The organism is Pseudarthrobacter sp. TRD_SC_9 (assembly GCF_055361265.1).
Genome location: NZ_CM143956.1, coordinates 2,023,656 through 2,045,762 on the forward strand (window position 1 = coordinate 2,023,656; position 22,107 = coordinate 2,045,762).

Genomic DNA, 22,107 nt, shown 5'->3' on the forward strand with positions numbered 1-22,107 from the left:
CCACTGTCCCGGCAGCGCCGCCGCTACCCCTTGCCGGCGCTGCCTACTTTTGCTTGACAGAGGTGGCGATCACCCTGACGGCGTGCTCCACAGCATAAACAGGGTCCTTGGCCAAACCCTTTACCTGCGCATCAGCCTCCGCTGTTGCCTGGATGGAACGGACCAGGCCTTCCGGAGTCCAGCGTCGAACATCCCGTTGGGCCTGTTCCACGAGCCAGGGCTGGAGTCCCAGCTCACGGGCAATCTGCGCCGACGAGCCCTGGGCGCCTGCCACCTTGGCAACGGTCCGAAGCTTTGCTGCCAGCGCTGCAACCAGCGGCACGGGATCTGCCCCCGTGGCCAGGGCATGGCGGAGCGTGGATAGTGCTACAGGCCCGTTCCCGGCCATCGCGGCATCAGCAACCTTAAAAGCGGTGGCCTCAATCCGGCCGCCGTAGTACTTATCCACCATGGCAGTATCTACAGCTGTGGTGGCGTCCGCGATGAGCTGGCTGCACGCCGCCGCCAGTTCGGAAAGGCTGGCTCCGACGGCGCTGACCAGGGCCTGGACAGCGTCAGGCTCAATCCTCCGCCCGGCCGCCTTGAATTCAAGCATGACCAGGGCGGCTTTATCCGCGTCCTTCTTCAGTGGCTGGCAATCCACTACAGGCCAGCCGCCGGCCTTCACCGCATCCAACAGTTTCTTCCCCCGGGTGCCGCCGGCATGGCGCAGCACAAGGACGGCGTCGTGTTCGGGGTGTTCCAGATAGGAAAGGGCGTCAGCCAGGAAGGCATCATTCATCCCCTCCACGGCTTCGACCTCAATGAGTTTCCGTTCGCCAAACAGTGACGGGCTCACGTGCATCCTCAAGGCCCCAGGCTCGTAGGCGGCGGCGTTGAGCCTGGTAATCTCGACGTCCGGCGTGGCCGCCCGGACGTGTGCCCTGACGGAGTCCATGGCCCTGATTCCCAGATATTCTTCCGGGCCACCGATGAGGACGACGGAGGCCGGTTCGACGTCGCGCCATGAAACCAGGTTCTGTGCCTGCCCTTTTGCCGTCCTTGACGATGCTCCAGCCACGGTTGGTTCCTTCCGGAAGTAAATGTGCAGGTATCAAGACTGCCACGACCGGCAGCCGCCACCAAGCCGGACCGCGATGCCCGCCAGAGCTTCTCCAGTCCATCAAGAAGGACCGCGATCCGGGCATGGATAACTAGCACCTTGCGGGCAAGTCTGCCGGGATGCAGCACCGCCCAGACTGTCAGCACCGAGAGAACTGACAACAGGCACATGCTGGCGACCCCCACCGGGCCTTCAGGCCAGGGAAGAGAGGCGCCGGCCTGTCCGGCCATAAAGCGGGCAATCGCTGCAATTGCGAGGCTGCACAGGCCCGCCGGCACATTCAGCACGCCGGTCAGCCAGGGCGCTGCGTGGGAGAAGGGGACGGCAGCGGTACCCAGCACCGTCACCGGTACTACCAGGGGTGCGGACAGGATGTTGGCACAAAGGGCATAGGTGGAGTACGCCGGCTGCAGAAGCACCACGATGGGCCCGCAGAACACCTGCGCGGACAAGGGCACGGCCACCACCGCGGCGAGCCATTGCGGCACCCAGGCGGACGCCCAGCGCATCATCGGGCCTGCCAGAAGAACGATTCCCAGCGTTGCGGCCACGGACAGGAGAAAGCCCAGGTCTGTAGCAAGTGATGGAACAAGCAGCAGCAGTGCCAGCACCGCCAAGCACAGCAGGCTAAGGCCCCTGCCGGGCCTGCCCCCAGCCAGCGACGCTACCGCTATGCAGCCCATGAAAGCCGCCCGCATGACGGAGGGTTCCGGGCCTACCAGCGCAACGAACACAGCGAGGCCGGTCAGTGAGAACAGGGCGGCAGCGGGCCTGGCCAGGCGCAGGGTGCGTGCCAACATCAACAATGCACCGATCACGAGGCTGCAGTTCGCCCCGCTAACGGCCGTTAGATGCGACATGCCAACCGTGCGCATGATTTCCTTGAGCTCCGGGTCCAAAGCGCTGGTATCCCCGGTGACCATGCCCGGAAGGAGGCCGCGCGCATCGGGCGGCAGGAAGCTGGCGGAGGCTACGTATCTGCTCCGGATATCCTGCAGCCCCGCTTGCAGGTGCGGCGCCCATGATGTCCAGCGCGCTTCGTGACCCATTCCCGCCTGCGGTACGGCGGTTGCTGCGGACAGGATGCCGGCTTCGGCGTCACCTGGTCTGGAGGCGGACAGTTTGCCGGTTGCACGGACCACTTGACCCGGCCCAACAGTACTCCAGGCGTCACCACCAACTACCGTGATTCGAACCGTCCCGGAGACGCTGCGGAGTGTGCTGCCGGCAGCTGACACTTCCTTGATGGTGGCAGCCACCGCCCAGCTTCCCCCTGCGGGTGTCCCTCCGGGCGGATCCTTGCCGAGCTGGCGCGGACTTCCCATGACTTCGACGATCGCGACAACGCCGGCTTCCTGATCCACCAGTGCCGCGAAGGGCGTCCCGCTCCGTGCGCTGGACGCCACAGCAGAATGTGCCGCAGCAGCCGCGGCAAGCAGCAAGGCAACAGCTATAGTCAGGCCCAGGCTCCGAGGTCGGGGCAGGGGCGATCCAAGGCCGGAATGATTCCCCTGCGGCCGGCGGAAGCGACGCATCCTGGCATGGATCAGGACCGCGGCTATCCCGAGCAGACCAACGCACACGGCTGCGAGTACGGCAGGCGGAAGGTATCCCCCGGCGGCGGCAGAACCCCAGACGAGACCGGCCGCCGGCACGAGCCGAAGGTCAGCCCTTCGAACAGGCAGGGTGTTCTCGGCCGCCCCGGCCCTTGCGGTGAGCTGTTCCGCCAACCGATCCGCAAGGGCTCCCTTCCAGCGGATCCGCCTTCGTTGGGGCTCTGTCGGTGCTTGTGGTGACGGCAGGTTATTCATTGAATGCGCGGCGGCCTCCGCGCCGACCGCCGCGTCAATAAATCCCTGCCAGGGTGCGCGTCGCGTCATAGCGTCACCAGCGGCAGGAGCGTTTCCAGCAGTTTGGGACCAACACCATCCACGGCATCCAACTCTTCAACTGTGGCGAAAGGTCCGTGCTCCAGCCGCCAGCTGATAATGTTCTGGGCGAGGACGGGACCCACCTTCGGCAAGGTGGCGAGCTCGGCAGGAGTGGCAGTATTGAGATTCACTTTGGCGCCGCCCGCGCCGCCGCCGGGTGGCGCGGAAGTTCCCGCCGCCGGTGCCCCTGCGGGTTCTGCCGGCAGTCCCTCCCCCGGACGCGGCACGTATATCTTTTGGCCGTCGGTCACCAGCGCCGCCAGATTCAAAACTCCGGGATCCGACGCAGCTGACGGACCACCGGCGGCCGCGATGGCGTCGTTAATGCGGCTTCCCGCGCGGAGCGTCACTACGCCGGGAGAATTTACTGCGCCTGCCACGTGCACGACCGCCACAGGCTGAGCGTCGGCCGTTCCCCCGGAGCTGGGGTGCGCCCCCGGAACAACGGGGAGCGTTTGCATTGAAGCAGGATCCACCGGCTCCGCTGTTTCCAGGGCGTCTTCCTGGGCCTGGCCAACGCTTAAGGGGACAACATCCGTCCGGGCGGCGAGGGCCTGCCACCAAAAGCAGCCTGCAGCCACCAGGGACAGCACAGCGATCAGCAGCGCTGCACGAAGACCGGTCCGGAACCTGAGTGCCGAGGTGCGAGGCAGGGACCGTGCCGGTGCGGGCGCCCCGGAAGGATCTGTGTAGACGAAGACGGCCTGGGCCTGAGCGCCCGGCTGTTCCACGGACTCTTCCACGCGGCCGCCGAGGGTGGACAACAGCCGCTCGCCGGCGTGCCGGCCTCCGGCGTCTCCTGTTCTCCGACGTGACATGACCTCAGGCTAGGCAGCTTGCCGGGCCACCGGAAGAGAGCTTTTGGGCTATGTGGAAACTTCCGTGATGCCGGATACCGCGGCCTTCTCTTCCCCCACAATGACGGCCAGCACGCCCAGCCCGGCGTGGGCCGCCAGGACTGCCGGCAACGCGCTGGCCTGTGCCGGTGGGCAGCCGGGGAGGGCGACGCCCAACCGCCGGGCCAGCCCAGCCGCCTGCTCCGGGTTCCCGAAGTGGTGCACGGCCAGTCGGGCGCGGCCATCCGGGCGGGAGGCTGCGTCGGTCACAGCGAGTTCTTCAAGCCGCGCAATGGCTTTAGCCGTGGAACGGACCTTTTCCAGCGGTACTATCCGCCCTCCCTGGACAGCCAGGATGGGCTTGATGGCAAACACCGTTCCGAGCAGGGATGCCGCAGCACCGATGCGGCCGCCACGGCGAAGTTGTTCCAGGCTTGGCACATAGAAGTACACGCGGGCGTCCGAGAGTGTGGCCGCCGCGGCGGCGGCCACCTCTTTGGGGCCGGCGCCTGCCGCGGCGGCCAGCACCGCTGACTGCACGCCCATACCTTGCGCCATGGCCACGGTCCGCGAATCCACAACCTCCACTGGCAACGGCACACGCGAGGCCGCAAGCCGCGCAGCCTCCGCAGTTCCTGACAGTTCACCGGAAATATGGATTGACACCACGGCGGTGAATCCACGTCTTGCCGCAGCAAGGTACGCCTGTTCGAACTGCCCGGGCGAGGGCCTGGACGTCTTGACCGCACTCCCTGTGGCGAGGGCAACGGCGATGGTCTCCGAGATATCGTCTTCGCCTTCGCCGTAAATCTCATCACCCACCATGACCGGCATCGGCACGACAGTCAGGAGCCCATCGGCTGTGCAGCTTTGAACCCAGGCGGACGGCAGCGCTGATGCGGAATCGGTGACTACCGCCGTCGTCAACTGGACGGGGCCCGCGGCAGGCGGCTTGCCCTGGCGGCCGACGCGCACCGAAGCCAGGCGCTCCCTGAGCCACAGCCATGCAGCAGTGTCACGCTCGGGCATGGAATCGCCTCCTGGTGCTCATACGGCCGCCGGGGCTACCCCGGCGGCCGTGCCGTTCTAAGACGGAACGATGTTGACCAGCTTAGGCGCACGGACGATAACCGTCCGGATGCCGCGGCCATCCATGGCACGCTGCACGTTCTCCGACGCTAACGCCAGCTCCCGGAGCGCCTCCTCCGTAATCCCCGGCGAAACTTCGAGCCTGTCCCGCACCTTGCCCTGGACCTGGACGACGGCAGTAACAGTGTCCTGGACCAGGAGCGCCGGGTCGTGCGCCGGCCAGCCAGCATTGGCAACGGAAGCCGGGTGGCCCAGGACGTTCCACATGTCTTCCGCCGTATAGGGGGCGAAGAGGCTCAGGATTACGGCTACCGCCTCCGCCGCTTCACGCACCGCGGGGTCCGCCGCGCCTGCGCCGGAGTCGATCGCCTTGCGGGTGGCGTTGACCAGTTCCATGAGCTTGGCAACCACGACGTTGAACTTGTTGTGGTCCAGCAGCTCGGCAGATTCGGCAATGGTTCGGTGGGTAACGGAACGCAGTGCCCGGTCCCCGTCAGCAGCCTCCGTACCCGGCCCGCTGCTGACGTCCTGCGCGAGGCGCCAGGCGCGCGCCAGGAACTTCGCAGAGCCCGACGGCGACACATCCGCCCAGTCGACGTCGTCCTCGGGAGGCGAAGCGAAGATCATGGTCAGCCGGACGGCGTCGACGCCGTACTTGTCCAACTGCTCCCCCAGGTCCACGCCGTTGCCGAGGGACTTACTCATGGCCTTGCCGCCGTTGAGGACCTGGCCCTGGTTCAGCAGGGCACTGAAGGGCTCGTTAGCCTCGATGAGGCCGAGATCATTGATGACCTTGGTAAAGAAGCGCGAGTACAGCAGGTGCAGGATGGCGTGCTCGACGCCGCCCACATACTGGCCAACAGGCATCCAGTCGTTGATCTTGACCGGATCGAAGGGACCTTCGGTGTACTGCGGCGAGACAAACCGGAGGAAATACCAGGACGAATCCACGAAGGTGTCCATCGTGTCCGTATCACGCTTGGCAGGACCGTGGCATTCGGGGCATTCGACGTTGACCCAGGCCTCGGCCGCGGCCAGCGGAGAGGTGCCCTTTGGGGACAGGTCCTCGCCGCGGAGGTCCGCAGGCAGTGTCACCGGGAGCTGATTGTCAGGTACCGGAACTTCGCCGCAGGACGGGCAGTGGATGATGGGAATAGGTGTGCCCCAGAAACGCTGGCGGCTCAGCAGCCAGTCCCGCAGCCGGAAGTTCACGAATTTCTCGCCGGTCCCCTGGCGTTCCAGGATGCCAATGGCGGCCGGAATGGCTTCCGCCTTAGGGAGCCCGTCCAGCTCGCCGGAGTTGATCAGGGTACCTTCGCCGGTGGTGGCCTTACCGGAAACTGCAGGGTCCTCTTCCCCGGTGTCCAGCACGGCGCGGACCTGGAGCCCGAACTTGCGGGCGAAATCGAGGTCGCGCTGGTCATGGGCCGGGACCGCCATAATGGCGCCGGTACCGTAGTCAGCGAGGACATAGTCTGCAGCCCAGACCGGCAGCTTCTCCCCGTTCAGCGGGTTGATGGCGTAACGGCCGGTGAAGACACCGGTCTTTTCGCGCTCGGTGGACTGGCGCTCGATCTCGGACAATGCCTTGACCTGCTCGCGGTAGTCATCCAGCGCGGCTGCGTGCTCCTCCGTGACGAGTTCGACGGCGAGGGGCGCGTCGGCTGCCACCACGAAGAACGTCGCTCCGTACAGCGTGTCCGGGCGGGTGGTGAAGACAGTGACATCCTTGGCGGGACGGCCGCCCTCGGCTTCGATCGCGAAAGTGACGTGTGCACCCTCGGAGCGGCCGATCCAGTTTTTCTGCATGGCGAGCACACGCTCCGGCCAGTGGCCGCGGAGCTGCTCCATGTCATCCAGCAAGCGATCGGCGTAGTCGGTGATCTTGAAGTACCACTGGTTCAACGACTTCTTGGTCACAGGCGTCCCGCAGCGCTCACAGGCGCCGTTGACTACCTGCTCGTTAGCCAGCACGGTCTGGTCCTTCGGGCACCAGTTAACGGGCGAGTCCTTACGGTACGCGAGACCGCGCTCGTAAAACCGCTTAAACAGCCATTGAGTCCAGCGGTAGTAGCCGGGATCGGAGGTGTGCAGGCGCCGGGACCAGTCAGCAGAGATCGCATAGCGTTTGAAGGACGCAGCCTGGGTGTCGATGTTGGCGTAGGTCCACTCGCTGGGGTGGGCGTTGCGTTTAATGGCAGCGTTTTCTGCGGGCAGGCCAAAGGAGTCCCAGCCGATCGGGTGCAGCACGTCGTAGCCCTGCTGGCGGAGGTAGCGCGCCACCACGTCTCCCATGGCGAACGCCTCGGCGTGGCCCATGTGCAGGTCACCGGAGGGGTAGGGGAACATGTCCAGCACGTAGCGCCGTTCGCGCGAGCCGTCGTCGACGGGCGTGAACACTTTGAGGTCCTCCCACACCTGCGGCCATTTGGCCTCCATCGCCGCAAAGCTGTAGGTACCTTCTTCAGGGACGCCGGCCCCTGCTGTTGCTCCGGTTTCGGTCTCCGGCTGAACGCTCACTGCTGCCCTCTTCTGTTCTGTACCGCACCTGGTGCGGCCCTGGCTCCTGCTCATTGTTTGCTGCGGTCCCGGCCATACGGCCCGGACACACAAAAGCCCCTCACAATGGAGGGGCGGCCGCTCGGCAATCCGGTTATCCGGACACCGGGCGGCTAGCTAAGCAGGAGGATCGCACGCATGAACCTACTTTAGCGCACTCCCCTGGCCCCACGTCGCCATGGAGCCACTGAATGGCAAACCCGGCAGAGGTCGAGCTGTTATGGGGGCCCGGGAGCGGCATCGGGCGTCCGCGAAGCGGGCGGGCCCCCATAACAGCGAAGGACTACTTCACGTCCTCATCGACCCAATCCATGGACTTGGTCACGGCCTTCTTCCACAGCCGCATCTGCCGTTCCTGTTCGGCCTGGTCCATTTGCGGTTCCCAGCGCTTGTCCTCAGACCAGTTGGCGGACAGCTCGCCCAGGTCCTTCCAGAAGCCCACGGCCAGGCCGGCGGCGTAGGCGGCACCAAGGGCAGTGGTTTCCACCACCTTCGGACGGATGACGGGAACGCCGAGGATGTCTGCCTGGAACTGCATCAGCGCATCGTTGGCGACCATACCGCCGTCGACCTTCAGTTCGGTGAGCGGAACGCCCGAGTCCGCGTTGACGGCGTCGAGGACTTCGCGGGTCTGGAACGCTGTGGCTTCCAGGGCTGCCCGGGCGATGTGACTCTTGTTGACGAACCGCGTCAGCCCCACAATCGCGCCGCGGGCATCCGAACGCCAGTACGGCGCGAAGAGGCCGGAGAACGCCGGGACGATGTAGACGCCGCCGTTGTCTTTGACGGAAGCTGCCAAGGTTTCCACTTCGGGCGCTGTGCTGATCATGCCGAGGTTGTCGCGCAGCCACTGGATCAGCGAACCGGTGACGGCGATGGAACCTTCCAGCGCGTAGTGCGGTGCCGCGTCGCCCAGCTTGTAGCCCACAGTGGTCAGCAAACCGTTCTTCGAGTGCACAATTTCTTCGCCGGTGTTGAAGATCAGGAAGCAGCCGGTGCCGTAGGTGTTCTTCGCCTCACCGGTCTGGAAAGCCGCCTGGCCGAACGTCGCCGCCTGCTGGTCACCGAGGATGCCGGCAACCGGCACTTCGCGCAGCAGCTGCGAGGTGTGCACCGTGCCGTAGACCTCGGAGGAGGACTTGATTTCCGGCATCATGGACCGCGGAACCCCGAAGATGCCCAGGATCTCTTCGTCCCACTGCAGCGTCTCCAGGTCCATGAACAGGGTGCGCGAAGCATTGGTGACGTCCGTGACGTGAACGCCGCCATCAATACCGCCGGTCAGGTTCCACAGGACCCAAGCATCCGTGTTGCCGAACACGAGGTCGCCTGCCTCGGCCTTTTCCCGGGCACCTTCCACATTGTCCAGGATCCATTTGATCTTGGTTCCGGAGAAATAGGTGGCCAGCGGGAGGCCAACCTTCTGCTTGAAGCGGTCGGCACCGCCGTCCTGAGCCAGTTCATCAACGATCGGCTGGGTCCGGGTGTCCTGCCAGACGATTGCGTTGTACACGGCCTCGCCGGTGGTCTTATCCCAGACGACGGCGGTCTCCCGCTGGTTGGTGATGCCAACAGCCGCGATGTCGTGGCGGGTGAGGTTGGCTTTGGACAACGCCGTACCGATCACCTGACGGGTGTTGTTCCAGATCTCAGCGGGGTTGTGCTCCACCCAGCCGGCCTGTGGAAAGATCTGCTCGTGCTCCAATTGGCCGGTGGAGACGATGCTGCCGCTGTGGTCGAAAACAATTGCGCGGCTGCTGGTGGTTCCCTGGTCGATGGCGATTACGTACTGGTTCATGGTGACGTCCTTGTCTGTGCTCAAGTAGTTTTGCTTGGAACGCTGCGGCAGGCTCACGAGGCCGCGGTGGCGACGATGGGAACGGTAACGGCCACGAGGCCGGCCAGTGTACCGCCGATGGCCGGTCCGACGACCGGAATCCACGAGTAGCTCCAGTCGCTGGCCCCCTTGCCCTTGATAGGCAGGAGAGCGTGGGCGATGCGGGGGCCGAGGTCACGGGCAGGGTTGATCGCGTAGCCGGTGGGTCCACCCAGGGAAACACCGATACCGACGACGAGGAGCGCCACCGCCAGCGGCCCCAGGCCCGAGGGTGTCCCGCCGAAGGTGAGGATCACGAACACCAGTACGAAGGTTCCGATGATTTCCGTGACGAGGTTCCACGGCGTGGAACGGATTGCGGGGCCTGTGGAGAAGACGCCCAGCTTGCTGGCGGGCTCGGGCTCGGCATCGAAGTGCTGCTTATAAGCGAGCCAGCAGGCAACGGCACCAAGGAAGGCGCCGAGCAGCTCGCCACCGAAATACGTCAGGGTGGAAGCGAAATCAACGGCGACACCCGGAGCGTATTCGGATTTGCCGTTGACCAAGAGGCCCAGCGTTACTGCCGGGTTGAGGTGGGCCCCGGACTGTGCCGCGACGTAAACGCCCGCGAAGACTGCAATACCCCAGCCCCAGGTCACCATTAGGAACCCGCCGCTGTTGCCTTTTGTCCCCTTCAGCGCCACGTTGGCTACCACGCCGCAACCCAGGAGGGTCAGCATCGCCGTGCCGAACACCTCGGAAAGAAACACTATTCCAAGAGACATCTTTGACTCCATCTATTTATTTGGATCGGTTCTGCCCGATGCGAAGAACCGTTTGGCTGCCGCCGGCGAACCGGAGGCAGCCGCAGCCAGCGCGCCGTTAGGCCACGAGGCTGTCGATCTGTACCCGGTGGAGGCGCTGGAGCACTTCCTGGGCATGCTTGATTTCGGCGGCGCAACGGTTGCGGTCCCAGCCGAGTGGTCCGGCGAGGATTTCGGCTGCCTCGTTGAGCAGCTCACCGGTCACCAGTCCGCGGAACGCCAGCGAAGTGCGGCGGATGAGGACGTCAACGAGGTGACCGATCTGTTCATGGACCGCCATGAATTGGAGCTCGCGGACTGACAGTTCCCTGGTGGACCGGAGAGGATGGTCCACGCCCTCGTCCAGGTACGCCATGACGTCGACCGCCCGGGTACCGTAACGGGTCAGGAGGACAGCCGTCCGGTCAGCGTCCCGGCCAGGGACCATATGGGACTTGATCCACTGCTGGATCCCTGCCTCGTCGGAGGGGAAGCCCGCGCCGCCGCCGATGGGGAGCTTCGCTGTCGAAATTTTGCGTTCCAGGCCAAGTTCCGTGAGGACATCATCACTGAGGTGCTCGGCGAGGGCTCGGAAGGTTGTCCACTTGCCACCAACCAGGCTGAGCACGGCACCCGTTCCTTCAGCGTCACCGGCACTGCGGCGTTCGATGCGGTAGTCGCGGGAAACGAAGCCCGGCTGGGTGTCGTCGTGGCGCGGCAGCGGGCGGACGCCGGAGAATGTGTAGACGATCTGCTCCCGGTTCACCGGGATGGTGGGGAAAACATGGCCGATCAGCTCGAAGAAGTAGTCGATCTCGGCATCGGTGCACACGGCGTCCTGGGCCATATCGGCATCGACATCGGTGGTGCCCACCAATACGCGGTCCCCGAGCGGGTAGATCAGGACGATGCGGCCGTCCGTGTGCTCAAAGAAAATCTCCCGGCCGTTGCAGGCTGCCAGAAGCTCCGGGTGGTCCAGCACGATGTGCGAACCCTTGGTGCCGCCCATAAAGGACGACGCCGAACCCATGGCGGTGTTGGTGTCGTCCACCCAGGCGCCGGTGGTGTTGACGATGACGTCGGCGCTGAAGTCGAAGGTTTCGCCGGTCAGCTCGTCACGCAGCACAACGGTGGGGCGGCTGCTGGCTTCGGAGGCGGACACCTTGGACACCAGAGAGACGTAGTTGCTGGCCCGTGCCAGCGCGGTGCCACCGCTGCGGCCTGCCTTTTCGCCGTCCTGCAGGACATCGAGCGTGAGTCGTTCGGGGTTGTGCACCGATGCATCGAAGTACGTGGCTGCATATTTGATCCCGGGATGCAGCTTCGGCAGCTCGGCCAGAGCCTTGTCCCGGCCCCTGAACTGGTGACGCGGCACGCTGCCGCCGTCACGCGAAAAGGAGTCGTAGATGGACAGGCCGAGCTTGATCAGGAACGCCCCGCGCTCCTTCGGCTTGCCCTGCTTGTGTGTCAGGAAGCGGGCCGGCGCGGAGAGGATGCCGGAGAACGTGCTGAAGATCGGAATGGTGGTCTGCAGCGGCTTGACGTAGTGCGGGGCAATGTTCAGGAGCCGGTTGCGTTCCACCACCGATTCACGCACCAAACGGAATTCACCGTTCTCGAGGTAACGGATGCCTCCATGGATCATGTGCGACGATGCTCCGCTGGCACCCTGGCAATAGTCTCCCCGTTCAATGAGGGCTACGTCGACGCCTTGGAGGGCAAGATCGCGGAAAGTTCCGACGCCGTTGATCCCGCCTCCGATGATCAGCACCTTCGCTGTGGGCCGACTGCGCAGCTCTTCAACGGAATTTCGGTGTGTGGAACTCAAAACTTCTCCCTTGCCTGGCCGATCCGACGTGTCTCACTGCGGCCACCGCTCCAACGGGAGGCCGAAGTTCTTCAACTATTCTTTGGAGTAATGGAAAATGGAGTCAAGCGCTATGCACAAACGTGCAGAACGGATCGGATATGCCGCGTTCAACGTCCTCACAATCGCTTCGAGCTGCACAGATGTACTATCTGCAGGACCTCACCATGGATGCCATCGCCCGCGAGTTGGGGACGTCCCGGTCAACAGTATCCAGGCTGCTTTCCGCGGCCCGGGATTCCGGACTGGTCCAGGTTCAGATCAGGAACCCCACGGACACCGGGCCTGAGCTTGAGGGGATTATCCGGCACCGCTACAACGTGGACGTTCACGTTGTGCCGGTGCTCGACACGCTGAACGAGGCAGAGACGCTGGACCGTGTGGCCATCCAGGCAGCACGGACCATCGGGCCGCTGGTTGATTCGAACGCGATTATCGGCGTGGCTTGGGGATCCACCCTCAGCGCGGTCAGCCGTCACCTCACGCGGAAGATCACCCACGACAGCATCATTGTCCAGCTCAACGGCGCCGGGAACATGCATACCACCGGCATTACGTATGCAAGCGACATTATGCGGAGGTTTGGCAGCGCTTACGGCGCCAGGGTGGAGCAGTTCCCCGTACCGGCCTTTTTTGACCATGCCGCCACCAAGCAGGCGATGTGGAACGAACGAAGCGTTCAACGGATCCTGGATCTCCAGGCCAGGATGTCCATCGCTATTTTTGGCGTGGGCTCGGTGGACGCCGATTATCCCAGTCACGTGTACGCCGGAGGCTATCTGGACCAGGACGATCTGAGCACCCTGGCCACCTCGGACGTGGTGGGTGACGTGGCAACGGTGTTCTTCCGGCGTGACGGTTCTACTGACGGCATTACACTGAACCAGCGGTCCACCGGCCCGTCGCTGGCCCAGCTGCGCCAGGCCCGACGCCGGATCTGCGTGGTTTCCGGTGCCTCGAAAATCAACGGACTGCAGGGGACGCTTGCCGCCGGCCTGGCCACCGATCTCATCCTGGATGAAGGCACCGCGCGACGCCTGGTCAGCCTGGATGGACTGCCGTCATCCAATCGGTAGAGTCAGTGGTATGAAAAACCCGCCCCGGATCCATCTGAACAACGGTGTACTGATCGAGCAGCTGGGGCTGGGGCTGTACAAGGTTCCGCCAGCCAAGGCGGCAGATATTGTGAGCATGGCCCTGGCCACCGGCTACCGGCACTTCGATACGGCGGCGATGTACGGCAACGAGAGCGCGTTGGGACGTGCCGTCAGTGCTTTTGCCGGGTCGCCACGGCAGCCGGGCGGGTCCGGTGAGACGCCTCCGGGCAACGGGCGCGAAGATCTTTTCATCACCACCAAAGTCTGGAACGACCAGCAGGGTTACGATTCCACGTTGCGTGCCTTCGACACCTCACTGGTGAACCTGGGACTGGAGTACGTTGACCTGTATTTGATCCACTGGCCATGTGCCGGGCGTGGACTATTCGGGGAGACGTACAAGGCCATGGAGACGCTCTACCGGGAGGGGAAGGTCCGGGCCATCGGGGTTTCCAACTTCCAGCCGGAGCACCTGGACCAGCTGCTGGATACGGCAGAAGTAGTGCCGGCCGTCAACCAGATCGAGCTCCACCCATGGCTTCAGCAGCACGAACTCAGGGCAAGGCATGACGAACTGGGCATCCGGACCGAGGCGTGGAGCCCGCTTGGCCGGGGCCGGGTGCTGGAAGATCCCGTAGTGCTCGCCTGTGCTGCCGAACACCAGAGGACTGCTGCCCAGATCATTCTGCGATGGCACGTGCAAACGGGCAACATCCTCGTTCCAAAAGCCAGTTCCGAGGCTCGGCTGCGGGAGAATATCGACGTGTTCAACTTCGAACTGACGCCCAAGGACCTCGCCGCACTTGAATCCCTGGACCGCGGCGAACGCACAGGTTCCCATCCTGACCAGGTCCATTAGGAGCGCCTGCCCTATGACATCATCAACATCCTGGTACAGCAACGGACTCGCAGCACGCACCAGCGCCTCGACGGTACGCGTAGAAGGCACCGGTATCGCGTACTGGACGTATGAACCAGCCAGCCCTGGGCCGGAGACCCGGACCATCCTGGTAATCCATGGCTTCCGCGGAGACCACCATGGGCTTCTGCGGGTGGCGGACCAGCTTCCGGGACACCGCATCATCATGCCGGACCTTCCCGGCTTTGGCAGTTCAGAAGCTTTCCCAACCAGGGCCCACGACGTACCAGCCTACGGCCTGTTCATCAGCGGCTTCATGGCCATCCTGGGGCTGGGGACGGACACGGTACTGCTGGGCCACTCTTTCGGTTCGATCGTGGCCTCCCACTTCGTCGCAGCGCATCCGGGGGCGGTGGAGCGCCTCATCCTCATCAATCCGATTGCCGCGCCGGCGCTGGAAGGACCCAAGGGCCTGATGACCCGGCTGGCTGTCCTCTACTATCAACTGTCCGCCCGGCTCCCTGAGCGGGTGGGCCTGGCAGTGCTGCGAAATTCCGTGATCGTCAGGGTGATGAGCGAAGCCATGGCCAAAACGCGTGATCCTGATCTGCGGCGTTTCATCCACGGGCAGCACCATTCCTACTTCAGCGCCTTCGCGGACCGGAACAGCCTGCTCGAGTCCTTCCGGGCGTCCGTCAGTTCAAATGTTGGTGACGTTGCGCCTGCCCTGGAACTGCCGGTTCTCCTTATTGCCGGCGAAATGGACGAAATCGCCCAACTCAGGGATCAGCACCGGCTGCACTCCCGGCTCCCGGACGCAACACTGAAGGTCATCCCGGGCGTCGGGCATCTGATCCATTACGAGACACCTCAGGCTGCCGCAGAATACATCAACGACTTTCTGGCAGGTCCCACCGCATGAAAATCGTCATCGACGCACGCTTCACCCGTACCGATCACCACGACGGCATCAGCCGCTATGGCGCCAGCCTGATTGCGGCCACCGCCAAGCTGGCGGATGTGTCCATGTTAATCAGCGATCCCCGGCAGCTGGCCCTTCTCCCTGATGTGCCGTACACGTTGATCAACAGCCCCCTGTCCCCACTGGAACTTTTTGTGGCGCGGAAAGTGAACAGGCTGGGCGCCGACGTCGTGGTCTGCCCTATGCAGACGATGGGCAGCTGGGGGCGCAAGTACGGCCTGGTGCTGACCCTGCACGATCTCATCTACTATGAGAACCCCACACCTCCGGGCTTCCTCCCCGCCCCGGTGCGGCTTCTATGGAGGCTGTACCACAAGGCATATTGGCCGCAGCGAATGCTGCTGAACCGCGCGGATACCGTCGCTACCATCAGCCACACCACCCAGGCGCTAATGGCCAAGTACCGGCTGACGCACCGTCCTGTCCGGATCGTGAGCAATGCCCCGCAGCCGGACCAGGAACCCCGTAGTCCCGATGACGGTGCTGACCGCTCGCTCTTGTACATGGGATCCTTTATGCCGTACAAAAACGTGGAGACCATGATTGCCGGGATGGCCTCGCTGCCCGGCTATACACTGCACCTGCTCAGCAGGATCACTCCCCAGCGCCTGGCCGAGCTGGAGGCGCTGGTGCCACCCGGGGCGGACATCATCTTCCACAACGGAGTCTCGGACCCCGAATACACGCAGATGCTCCACCGGGCCACCGCGCTGGTGAGCCTGTCCCGCGCTGAAGGTTATGGGCTGCCGCTGGTGGAAGCCATGTCAGTGGGTACCCCGGTAATTGCCAGCGACATCCCGATTTTCCGTGAAGTGGGCGGCGATGCTGTGCGCTACGTTGATCCCGGCTCACCGGCAGCCTTCGCAGCCGCCGTGCGGGAGCTCGACGACGACTCACACTGGCGGGAGGCATCCCTGCAATCAGTTAAGCGCGCAGGCCAGTTTAGTTGGGAACACTCTGCCCACCAGCTTGTGGCGCTCGCCGAGGCAATCGTGGCCCGGCGTTCAGCGGCACGGTAGAAGGCAGGAACTCAGAGCACGTCGGTGCCGTCGAGCCGGAGCTGGACCGGGCCGGCGCTCCGCTTCGCTGCACTGGAGGCCTTGATTGCCCGCAGGATCCTGGTTACCTCGGCCGCGTCGGCATAAGGAATGAACAGCAATGTCCTGGCGTCAGCCTCGCCGGGAGCTGTCTGCTTGCCTGCTGGCCGCCCCAGGACCACCGGCGCAGGTCCGGCCGTGCGAAGGCTGATGCCGGCAGCCTTGAGCTGCCGCTGCACAGCATCCATGTAGTACGCCACATCAGTTGCGGGCCCGGTGACCGAGGCGATCCTGACCGCAGGCGGCAGGTGGAGTTCCCGCCGCAGCGCCAGCTCACGCTCGGCATAGCCGGAAGGGTCCCAGCGCAGCAGTGCTCCGACGGCGGCAGTGTCCGCCGCCGTGACCACCACCAGGCCGCCATCTTTGGCCGGGCGCACCAGGGACGCAGCATTGAACCAACGCCGCACGGTGTCCTCGCCCGCGCGCAGGTTCTCCCGGCGCAGCAGCGAATCGCCGTCCAACAGGAGTGCAGCCGCATAGCCGCCGGCCGCCACGGGCTCTGCTCCTACTGTGGCTACCACCAGGGCCGCGGAATCGCCCACCGATGCCTTGACATGATCACCCGAAGACGTGATGACAGGCCTGCCCGGGAAGGCTTTTCCCAGTTCCTCGGCGGTGCGGATTACACCCGTGGCACCACGCCGCAAACGGTGGCCCCCGCAGTGCCCGCACTCCCAGGTGGGTGCAGGTGTGGAACACCACCGGCACTGCGGGACGGACGCGGAGCCGGTGCTGCCGGCCACCGCAAGCGGGCCCTGGCACGAATTGCAGCGTGCGGGCTCGCGGCAGGAGTCGCACACCAGGGATGGAGCGTAGCCTGCCCTGGCCACCTGCACCAGCACGGGTCCGCGCAGCAGGCCATCCTGGGCAGCCTTCCAGGCGGCCCCGGGCAGCCGTGCAATGCGCGCCAGGGGGTCACGTTCCTGCTCAAAACTGTCAGCAGTGTTCACCACCCGGGGTGCAGCTGCGCGGGTGGCAGGACGATCGGGTTCGACGGCAACGGCCCAGCCCTGTTCCACCAGGCGCTGGACCTCTGTACTGCGGGAATGGCCGGCCAGCAAGCAGGCAGCGTCTTCCTGCTCCGCACGCAGCAGGAGGACTTCACGGGTGTGCGCGTACGGCGCGCGTTGTTCGATGTGGAGGTCGTCGCCGTCGTCCCAGCAGGCAAAGAGTCCCGGCCGGATCACGGGCGCATAGGATGCGGACCGGGTACCGATTGCCACCCGCGCCGAACCTTCCACGAGCCGCAGGAAATTGGCGTACCTGACGGCCGGGCCGTCGTCGGCTGAGAGCCTGACGACGTCCGCCGCCGGGAGCACGGCGGACAATGCGTCTTCCAGGCGGTCAAGGTCGCGGTAGTCGGGAACCACGACGACGGCGCCGCGGCCCGATGCGCGGACCGCAGCTACCGCCTCGGCCAGGAGAACCGGCCAGCCCTTGGGCCCGTAGCCCTGGAGTGCATTGACGGCGGCACGCGGCGAGCCACCTGCCGCCAGGTGCAGCAGGAATGGGTTGCCGCTGCGGTAACCCGCCCAGACGGAGCCGGCTGATGCAGAAGGGGCGTGTCCGCCGTCTTCCGGCGTGCCGGCCTCGGAAGCAGCAACGCACGCGGCACCTGCCCCGGCATGCCGCGCCAGGAATTCCTTGTCCAGCCGCGCGACCCGGGGCGGAACAGCTACGCGAATAACATCGCTGACTGTGCCGGCGTAGCGCGCGGCCACGGACTCTGCCAGGCGGCGGATGGCTGGAGTCAAAACCGGCACTGCGGAGACAACCTTGTGCAACGGAACCAGGGTGTGCCCGGCGTCGGTAGTAACCCGGCGCTCCAACAGGTAGCCGGGCAGTTCCTGCCCGTTAAAGGTGACCTTCACCCGCGCGCCCGGCAACGCTGTGGCATCCAATGACGCCGGAACGCTGTAGTCGAAGGGCCTGTCCAGGTGCGGTACCCCGGATTCCACCAGGACGCGGGCCACTGGATTCACAGGCGCCAAGGCAATGCCGGGAGTCGAGACCGCACTTACCGGGAAGCCTTGGAGAAGGGACGGCTGAATACTGTCACCCTGCCCTGCCCGTGAGCTGACCACAGTGACCGCCTCCTTCTCCTTGCCGAACTTCCACTGCCGCCAACCGGCCGGAACCCGGCCACAGAGCCAGTCAACCAGGAACCACCGACATGGACTCAGGCGTTGAAGAAGGCCTTAAGGTCTTCCACCCGATCCAGGCGTTCCCAGGTGAAGTCAGGCTCGTCCCGGCCGAAGTGGCCGTGCGCCGCAGTCTTCGCATAAATTGGCCGTTTCAGGTCAAGGGCGTCGATGATGGCGCGGGGGCGGAGGTCGAAGATTTCCGCAATGGCCTGGCTGATCCGTGCGGGGTCAACGGTCTCGGTGCCGAAAGTCTCAACGTAGGTGCCCACCGGGCGGGCCTGGCCAATAGCGTAGGCAATCTGGATCTCGGCGCGCTTGGCAAGGCCGGCGGCCACGACATTCTTTGCTACCCAACGCATGGCATAGGCTGCCGAACGATCCACCTTGGAGGGATCCTTGCCGGAGAAGGCACCGCCGCCGTGGCGGGCAAAGCCGCCATAGGTATCTACGATGATCTTGCGGCCGGTCAGGCCGGCGTCACCCACCGGCCCGCCTATCACGAACTCACCGGCCGGGTTGAGGATGTTGTGGGCCCTTGAAATATCCAGTTCGGCAGCGGCAAGCACCGGATCAATCACGAACGTGGCGAGGTCTGCCCGCAGCTGATCGAGGCTTGCGCCTTCGGCGTGCTGGCTGGAAATGACCACTGTCTCAACCGAAACAGGGGTGTCGCGATCGTAGCCAACGGTGACCTGGGTCTTGCCGTCCGGCCGCAGGTAAGGCAGCTGTCCGTTCTTGCGGAACTCGGTCAGGCGCTCGGACAGGCGGTGTGCCAGCCAGATCGGCGTCGGCATGAAGGAGGCAGTTTCGTCGCTCGCGTAGCCGAACATCAGGCCCTGGTCCCCGGCACCCTGGAGATCGTAGTCGTCTTCCTGGCGGCCCTCACGCGCTTCCAGCGAGTTGAAGACGCCACCGGCGATGTCGTTGGACTGCTGGCCGATAGAGACGGAAACACCGCACCGGGCACCGTCGAAGCCGTTGGCCGAGGAATCGTAGCCGATGCCCAGGATGGTCTCGCGGACGATCTGCGGAATTTCGACGTAGGCGTCGGTGGTGACTTCCCCGGCGACGTGGACCAGGCCGGTGGTGGCCATGGTCTCAACGGCAACGCGTGATTCCGGATCAGCGGCGAGCAGTGCATCGAGGATCGCATCGCTGATCTGGTCGCAGATTTTGTCCGGGTGCCCCTCAGTAACCGACTCCGAGGTGAACAGTCGGAGCGCGGCGGGGGCATCCCCGGTGGTGTGGGGAATATGCAGGGGTAAAGTCACTCAACTACCTTACTGGTTGGAATTCGCGGGAGCGGCAGCAGATGTCCCCCGGCGACCGGGGAAGGACCAGCCATGAGCCTCAGATGTGCGGAACGACACGGCTCAGTTCAGAGCCAATGCGATCGATCACCGCTGCCGAAACTTCATCCTTGCTTCCGGATGCAGATTCGGGATCGTCGCCTGCCGCTGAAAGGATGACCACGGAGTTTGAATCCTGGCCAAAGACTTTGCCTTGGCCCACCTGGTTAACCACCAGCAGATCGCAGCCTTTGCGCTCCAGTTTCGCCCTGGCGTAAGCCAGGACATCGCCGTGCTCGTCGCCAGTTTCCGCGGCGAACCCCACGATCAGCTGCGACCTGCCGGATTCCGTGCGCTGTTGAACCAGTTCATGCAGGATGTCCGGATTACGGACCAGGGTGATCACGGGGTCATCGGCGTCGTCCCGCTTTTTGATCTTGGTGTCCGAAACCGCTGCCGGCCTGAAATCGGCCACGGCGGCCGCCATCACGATGACGTCTGATTGAGCAGCGGCGGACAACATGGCCTTGCGCAGTTCCAGCGCGGTCTCCACGCGGACAACTTCCACGCCAACGGGTGCCGGGACTTCCATGTATGCGGCCACCAGGGTCACGATGGCCCCGGCGTCGCGGGCTGCTGCGGCCAGCGCCGCCCCCTGCTTGCCGGACGAACGGTTGCCCAGAAAACGTACGGGGTCCAGGGGTTCGCGGGTACCGCCTGCACTGACGGTGACTGTTCTCCCTGACAGGGAGCCACTGGACAGCGCTCCGGCCACTGAATAGTCCGACGGCGGTGCGGCAAGTGCCAGCGCTGCCTCGAAGATCGCTTCGGGTTCGGGCAGTCGTCCGGGGCCGGAATCGGAGCCGGTCAACCTGCCGCTGGCAGGCTCCAGGACCGTGATGCCACGGCTGCGCAACGTCTCGACGTTGGCCCGGGTAGCTGCGTTCTGCCACATCTCCGTATGCATGGCAGGCGCGAAAACCACCGGTCCGCGGGCCATCAGCAAAGTGTTGGTCAGGAGGTCGTTGGCCATGCCGGACGCCGCCCGCGCCAGCAGGTCCGCCGTGGCAGGGGCGACGACTATCAGATCCGCCTCATGACCCAGCCGGACATGCCGGACCTGATCGACGTCATCGAACACGCTGTTGGTGACCGGATGCCCGGACAACGCCTCCCACGTAGCGACGCCAACGAAACGTGTGGACGCCTCGGTGGGTACCACCGTGACGTCATGGCCCGCTTCAGTAAAAAGCCGGAGGAGGGATGCCACCTTATAGGCAGCTATCCCTCCCCCGACTCCCAGGACTATGCGCACGGAACGGAGGCTACTCTGCGGTTTCGACTGGCGTGGAAACGAGCTTGCCTTCGTTGATCTCACGCAGTGCGATCGAGAGTGATTTCTCGTTCAGCTTGGTGTCTACCAGCGGGCCAACGTACTCAAACAGGCCCTCGTGCAGCTGGGCGTAGTAGGCGTTGATCTGGCGTGCACGCTTGGCACCGAAGATGACCAGACCGTACTTGGAATCCGCTGCCTCAAGCAGGGAGTCGATCGGCGGGTTGATGATGCCTTCAAGGTTCGTGGACACGAATTCTCCAAATTCTAACGGGCGGGTACGTTCCGGCGCTCAGCGCGGGTTCGGTGCCAGCCCCATGAGTGAAACAAGCTCGTCCGCTGCCCGGCGAACGTCGTCATTGATGACTGTGTGGTCGAACTCCGGCTCAGCAGCAAGTTCCAGTTTAGCGGTTTCCAGCCTGCGCTGCTGTTCTTCCGGAGTTTCGGTGCCACGGCCCACCAGCCGGCGAACCATTTCTTCCCAGCTGGGCGGGGCCAGGAAGACGAACTGGGCGTCCGGAACAGCCTCTTTTACCTGCCGGGCGCCTTGCAGGTCGATTTCAAGGAGCACCGAACGGCCTTCCGCGATGGCCTGGTTTACCGTGCTTTTCAGGGTGCCGTACGTGTTCTGCCCGTGGACCACGGCCCATTCCAGGAATTCACCGGCCTCCACCAGCGACTCGAACTCTTCCTTCGACTTGAAAAAGTAGTGCACTCCGTCCTGCTCACCGGGCCGTGGGGCACGGGTAGTGGCTGAAACTGACAGCCAGACCTGGGGATAGTTGTCCCGGATATAAGTGGATACGGTGCCTTTGCCGACGGCCGTCGGGCCGGCGAGGACTGTCAGTCCGGGTTTCTTGCTCACGTATTCCTTTGCGGCGGTATGCGGGTGGAAGGGCTTTTAGGCCCCGCCACTACTTTTCGTCTATAAAATCTACCAGTGCCCGGCGCTGGTGGACGCCCAGCCCCCGCAGCCGCCGTGATGCCGCAATCCCCAGCTGTTTCATAATTGCTGCAGCGCGCACCTTGCCGATCCCTGACCTTGATTCCAAAAGCTCGGCCACTTTCATCCGGGCCAGGGCGTCATCCTCGCTCGCTGCGGACAGCAGCTCAGCAGCACTCAACTCACCGTTTTTCAGTCGTTCTTTTGCCGCAGCGCGCGCTGCCCGGGCGGCGGCAGCCTTGTTCAGGGCCTCAGTGCGTTGTTCGGCAGTCAGGGGTCGAAGGCTCACTGTTTGCTCTCCCCGTGCTTGTAGGGTCAGGAAGCGTCCAGGACCAGCGCCCTCGACTGCTCCTGAACCTA

Annotated in this window: 18 protein-coding genes; 4 read left to right on the forward strand and 14 right to left on the reverse strand. The window is 64.5% G+C overall.

Annotation, left to right across the window (positions count from 1 at the left end):
• Positions 1-43: 43 nt before the first annotated feature.
• From holA to ACWA13_RS09505, 8 genes are all read right to left on the reverse strand, one after another.
• Positions 44-937: a DNA polymerase III subunit delta gene (gene holA / locus ACWA13_RS09470; RefSeq protein WP_463933538.1), complete on the reverse strand. Its 894-nt coding sequence runs from the start codon at positions 935-937 to the stop codon at positions 44-46.
• Positions 847-2,982 (reverse strand): ComEC/Rec2 family competence protein, encoded by a 2,136-nt coding sequence (locus tag ACWA13_RS09475; protein WP_463933540.1) that lies wholly within the window; start codon positions 2,980-2,982, stop codon positions 847-849. Before ACWA13_RS09475 ends, holA begins: the two co-directional genes overlap by 91 nt.
• Complete coding sequence (locus ACWA13_RS09480) at positions 2,979-3,851, reverse strand: ComEA family DNA-binding protein (RefSeq protein WP_463933542.1); 873 nt, start codon at positions 3,849-3,851, stop codon at positions 2,979-2,981. Before ACWA13_RS09480 ends, ACWA13_RS09475 begins: the two co-directional genes overlap by 4 nt.
• Before the next feature lie 48 nt (positions 3,852-3,899).
• Entirely contained in the window at positions 3,900-4,898 is a 999-nt protein-coding gene (locus tag ACWA13_RS09485; RefSeq protein WP_463933544.1) for a DegV family protein, read from the reverse strand.
• 57 nt (positions 4,899-4,955) lie between these two features.
• Complete coding sequence (gene leuS / locus ACWA13_RS09490; protein WP_463933546.1) at positions 4,956-7,478, reverse strand: leucine--tRNA ligase; 2,523 nt, start codon at positions 7,476-7,478, stop codon at positions 4,956-4,958.
• Positions 7,479-7,800: 322 nt separating this feature from the next.
• Positions 7,801-9,315: a glycerol kinase GlpK gene (gene glpK, locus ACWA13_RS09495; RefSeq protein WP_463933548.1), complete on the reverse strand. Its 1,515-nt coding sequence runs from the start codon at positions 9,313-9,315 to the stop codon at positions 7,801-7,803.
• 53 nt (positions 9,316-9,368) lie between these two features.
• Positions 9,369-10,118: an MIP/aquaporin family protein gene (locus tag ACWA13_RS09500; RefSeq protein ID WP_463933550.1), complete on the reverse strand. Its 750-nt coding sequence runs from the start codon at positions 10,116-10,118 to the stop codon at positions 9,369-9,371.
• A 97-nt stretch (positions 10,119-10,215) separates the two neighbouring features.
• A complete protein-coding gene (locus ACWA13_RS09505; protein ID WP_463933552.1) occupies positions 10,216-11,964 on the reverse strand; it encodes a glycerol-3-phosphate dehydrogenase/oxidase in 1,749 nt (582 codons plus the stop codon).
• 140 nt (positions 11,965-12,104) lie between these two features.
• Between ACWA13_RS09505 and ACWA13_RS09510 the strand changes: the two genes are divergently transcribed.
• The 4 genes from ACWA13_RS09510 to ACWA13_RS09525 are packed head-to-tail and all read left to right on the forward strand — an operon-like array spanning position 12,105 to position 15,960.
• The gene (locus tag ACWA13_RS09510; protein ID WP_463933553.1) at positions 12,105-13,079 is read left to right on the forward strand and encodes a sugar-binding transcriptional regulator; all 975 of its coding nucleotides are present in this window, start codon (positions 12,105-12,107) and stop codon (positions 13,077-13,079) included.
• A gap of 10 nt (positions 13,080-13,089) precedes the next feature.
• Positions 13,090-13,959: an aldo/keto reductase gene (locus ACWA13_RS09515; protein ID WP_463933555.1), complete on the forward strand. Its 870-nt coding sequence runs from the start codon at positions 13,090-13,092 to the stop codon at positions 13,957-13,959.
• Between the two features lie 13 nt (positions 13,960-13,972).
• On the forward strand, positions 13,973-14,881 hold the full coding sequence (locus ACWA13_RS09520) for an alpha/beta fold hydrolase (protein WP_463933556.1): 909 nt from the start codon (positions 13,973-13,975) through the stop codon (positions 14,879-14,881).
• Entirely contained in the window at positions 14,878-15,960 is a 1,083-nt protein-coding gene (locus tag ACWA13_RS09525) for a glycosyltransferase family 4 protein (RefSeq protein WP_463933558.1), read from the forward strand. The genes ACWA13_RS09520 and ACWA13_RS09525 overlap by 4 nt, the downstream gene beginning before the upstream one ends.
• A gap of 11 nt (positions 15,961-15,971) precedes the next feature.
• Here the strand turns inward: ACWA13_RS09525 and ACWA13_RS09530 are convergent, their stop codons facing one another.
• From ACWA13_RS09530 to mihF, 6 genes are all read right to left on the reverse strand, one after another.
• Positions 15,972-18,122: a primosomal protein N' gene (locus tag ACWA13_RS09530; protein WP_463933559.1), complete on the reverse strand. Its 2,151-nt coding sequence runs from the start codon at positions 18,120-18,122 to the stop codon at positions 15,972-15,974.
• A 95-nt stretch (positions 18,123-18,217) separates the two neighbouring features.
• Positions 18,218-19,453, reverse strand: coding sequence for a methionine adenosyltransferase (metK, locus tag ACWA13_RS09535; protein ID WP_463933561.1), 1,236 nt, complete (start codon positions 19,451-19,453; stop codon positions 18,218-18,220).
• 79 nt (positions 19,454-19,532) lie between these two features.
• Positions 19,533-20,786: a bifunctional phosphopantothenoylcysteine decarboxylase/phosphopantothenate--cysteine ligase CoaBC gene (gene coaBC / locus ACWA13_RS09540; RefSeq protein WP_463933563.1), complete on the reverse strand. Its 1,254-nt coding sequence runs from the start codon at positions 20,784-20,786 to the stop codon at positions 19,533-19,535.
• A gap of 10 nt (positions 20,787-20,796) precedes the next feature.
• Positions 20,797-21,057, reverse strand: a complete 261-nt coding sequence (gene rpoZ / locus ACWA13_RS09545) for a DNA-directed RNA polymerase subunit omega (protein ID WP_463933565.1) — start codon at positions 21,055-21,057, stop codon at positions 20,797-20,799.
• Positions 21,058-21,096: 39 nt separating this feature from the next.
• Positions 21,097-21,669 (reverse strand): guanylate kinase, encoded by a 573-nt coding sequence (gene gmk / locus ACWA13_RS09550; RefSeq protein ID WP_463933567.1) that lies wholly within the window; start codon positions 21,667-21,669, stop codon positions 21,097-21,099.
• A 49-nt stretch (positions 21,670-21,718) separates the two neighbouring features.
• Positions 21,719-22,036 carry an integration host factor, actinobacterial type gene (gene mihF / locus ACWA13_RS09555; protein ID WP_463933569.1) on the reverse strand — a complete coding sequence of 106 codons (318 nt, stop codon included), beginning with the start codon at positions 22,034-22,036 and terminating at the stop codon, positions 21,719-21,721.
• Between the last annotated feature and the right edge of the window lie 71 nt (positions 22,037-22,107).

What these genes read in the sequence shown, in the direction of transcription:
- holA (WP_463933538.1), bottom strand. Translation starts at nt 937, where the DNA reads ATGGACTCCGTCAGGGCACACGTCCGGGCGGCCACGCCGGACGTCGAG.
- ACWA13_RS09475 (WP_463933540.1), bottom strand. Translation starts at nt 2,982, where the DNA reads ATGACGCGACGCGCACCCTGGCAGGGATTTATTGACGCGGCGGTCGGC.
- ACWA13_RS09480 (WP_463933542.1), bottom strand. Translation starts at nt 3,851, where the DNA reads ATGTCACGTCGGAGAACAGGAGACGCCGGAGGCCGGCACGCCGGCGAG.
- ACWA13_RS09485 (WP_463933544.1), bottom strand. Translation starts at nt 4,898, where the DNA reads ATGCCCGAGCGTGACACTGCTGCATGGCTGTGGCTCAGGGAGCGCCTG.
- glpK (WP_463933548.1), bottom strand. Translation starts at nt 9,315, where the DNA reads ATGAACCAGTACGTAATCGCCATCGACCAGGGAACCACCAGCAGCCGC.
- ACWA13_RS09500 (WP_463933550.1), bottom strand. Translation starts at nt 10,118, where the DNA reads ATGTCTCTTGGAATAGTGTTTCTTTCCGAGGTGTTCGGCACGGCGATG.
- ACWA13_RS09510 (WP_463933553.1), top strand. Translation starts at nt 12,105, where the DNA reads ATGCCGCGTTCAACGTCCTCACAATCGCTTCGAGCTGCACAGATGTAC.
- ACWA13_RS09515 (WP_463933555.1), top strand. Translation starts at nt 13,090, where the DNA reads ATGAAAAACCCGCCCCGGATCCATCTGAACAACGGTGTACTGATCGAG.
- ACWA13_RS09520 (WP_463933556.1), top strand. Translation starts at nt 13,973, where the DNA reads ATGACATCATCAACATCCTGGTACAGCAACGGACTCGCAGCACGCACC.
- ACWA13_RS09525 (WP_463933558.1), top strand. Translation starts at nt 14,878, where the DNA reads ATGAAAATCGTCATCGACGCACGCTTCACCCGTACCGATCACCACGAC.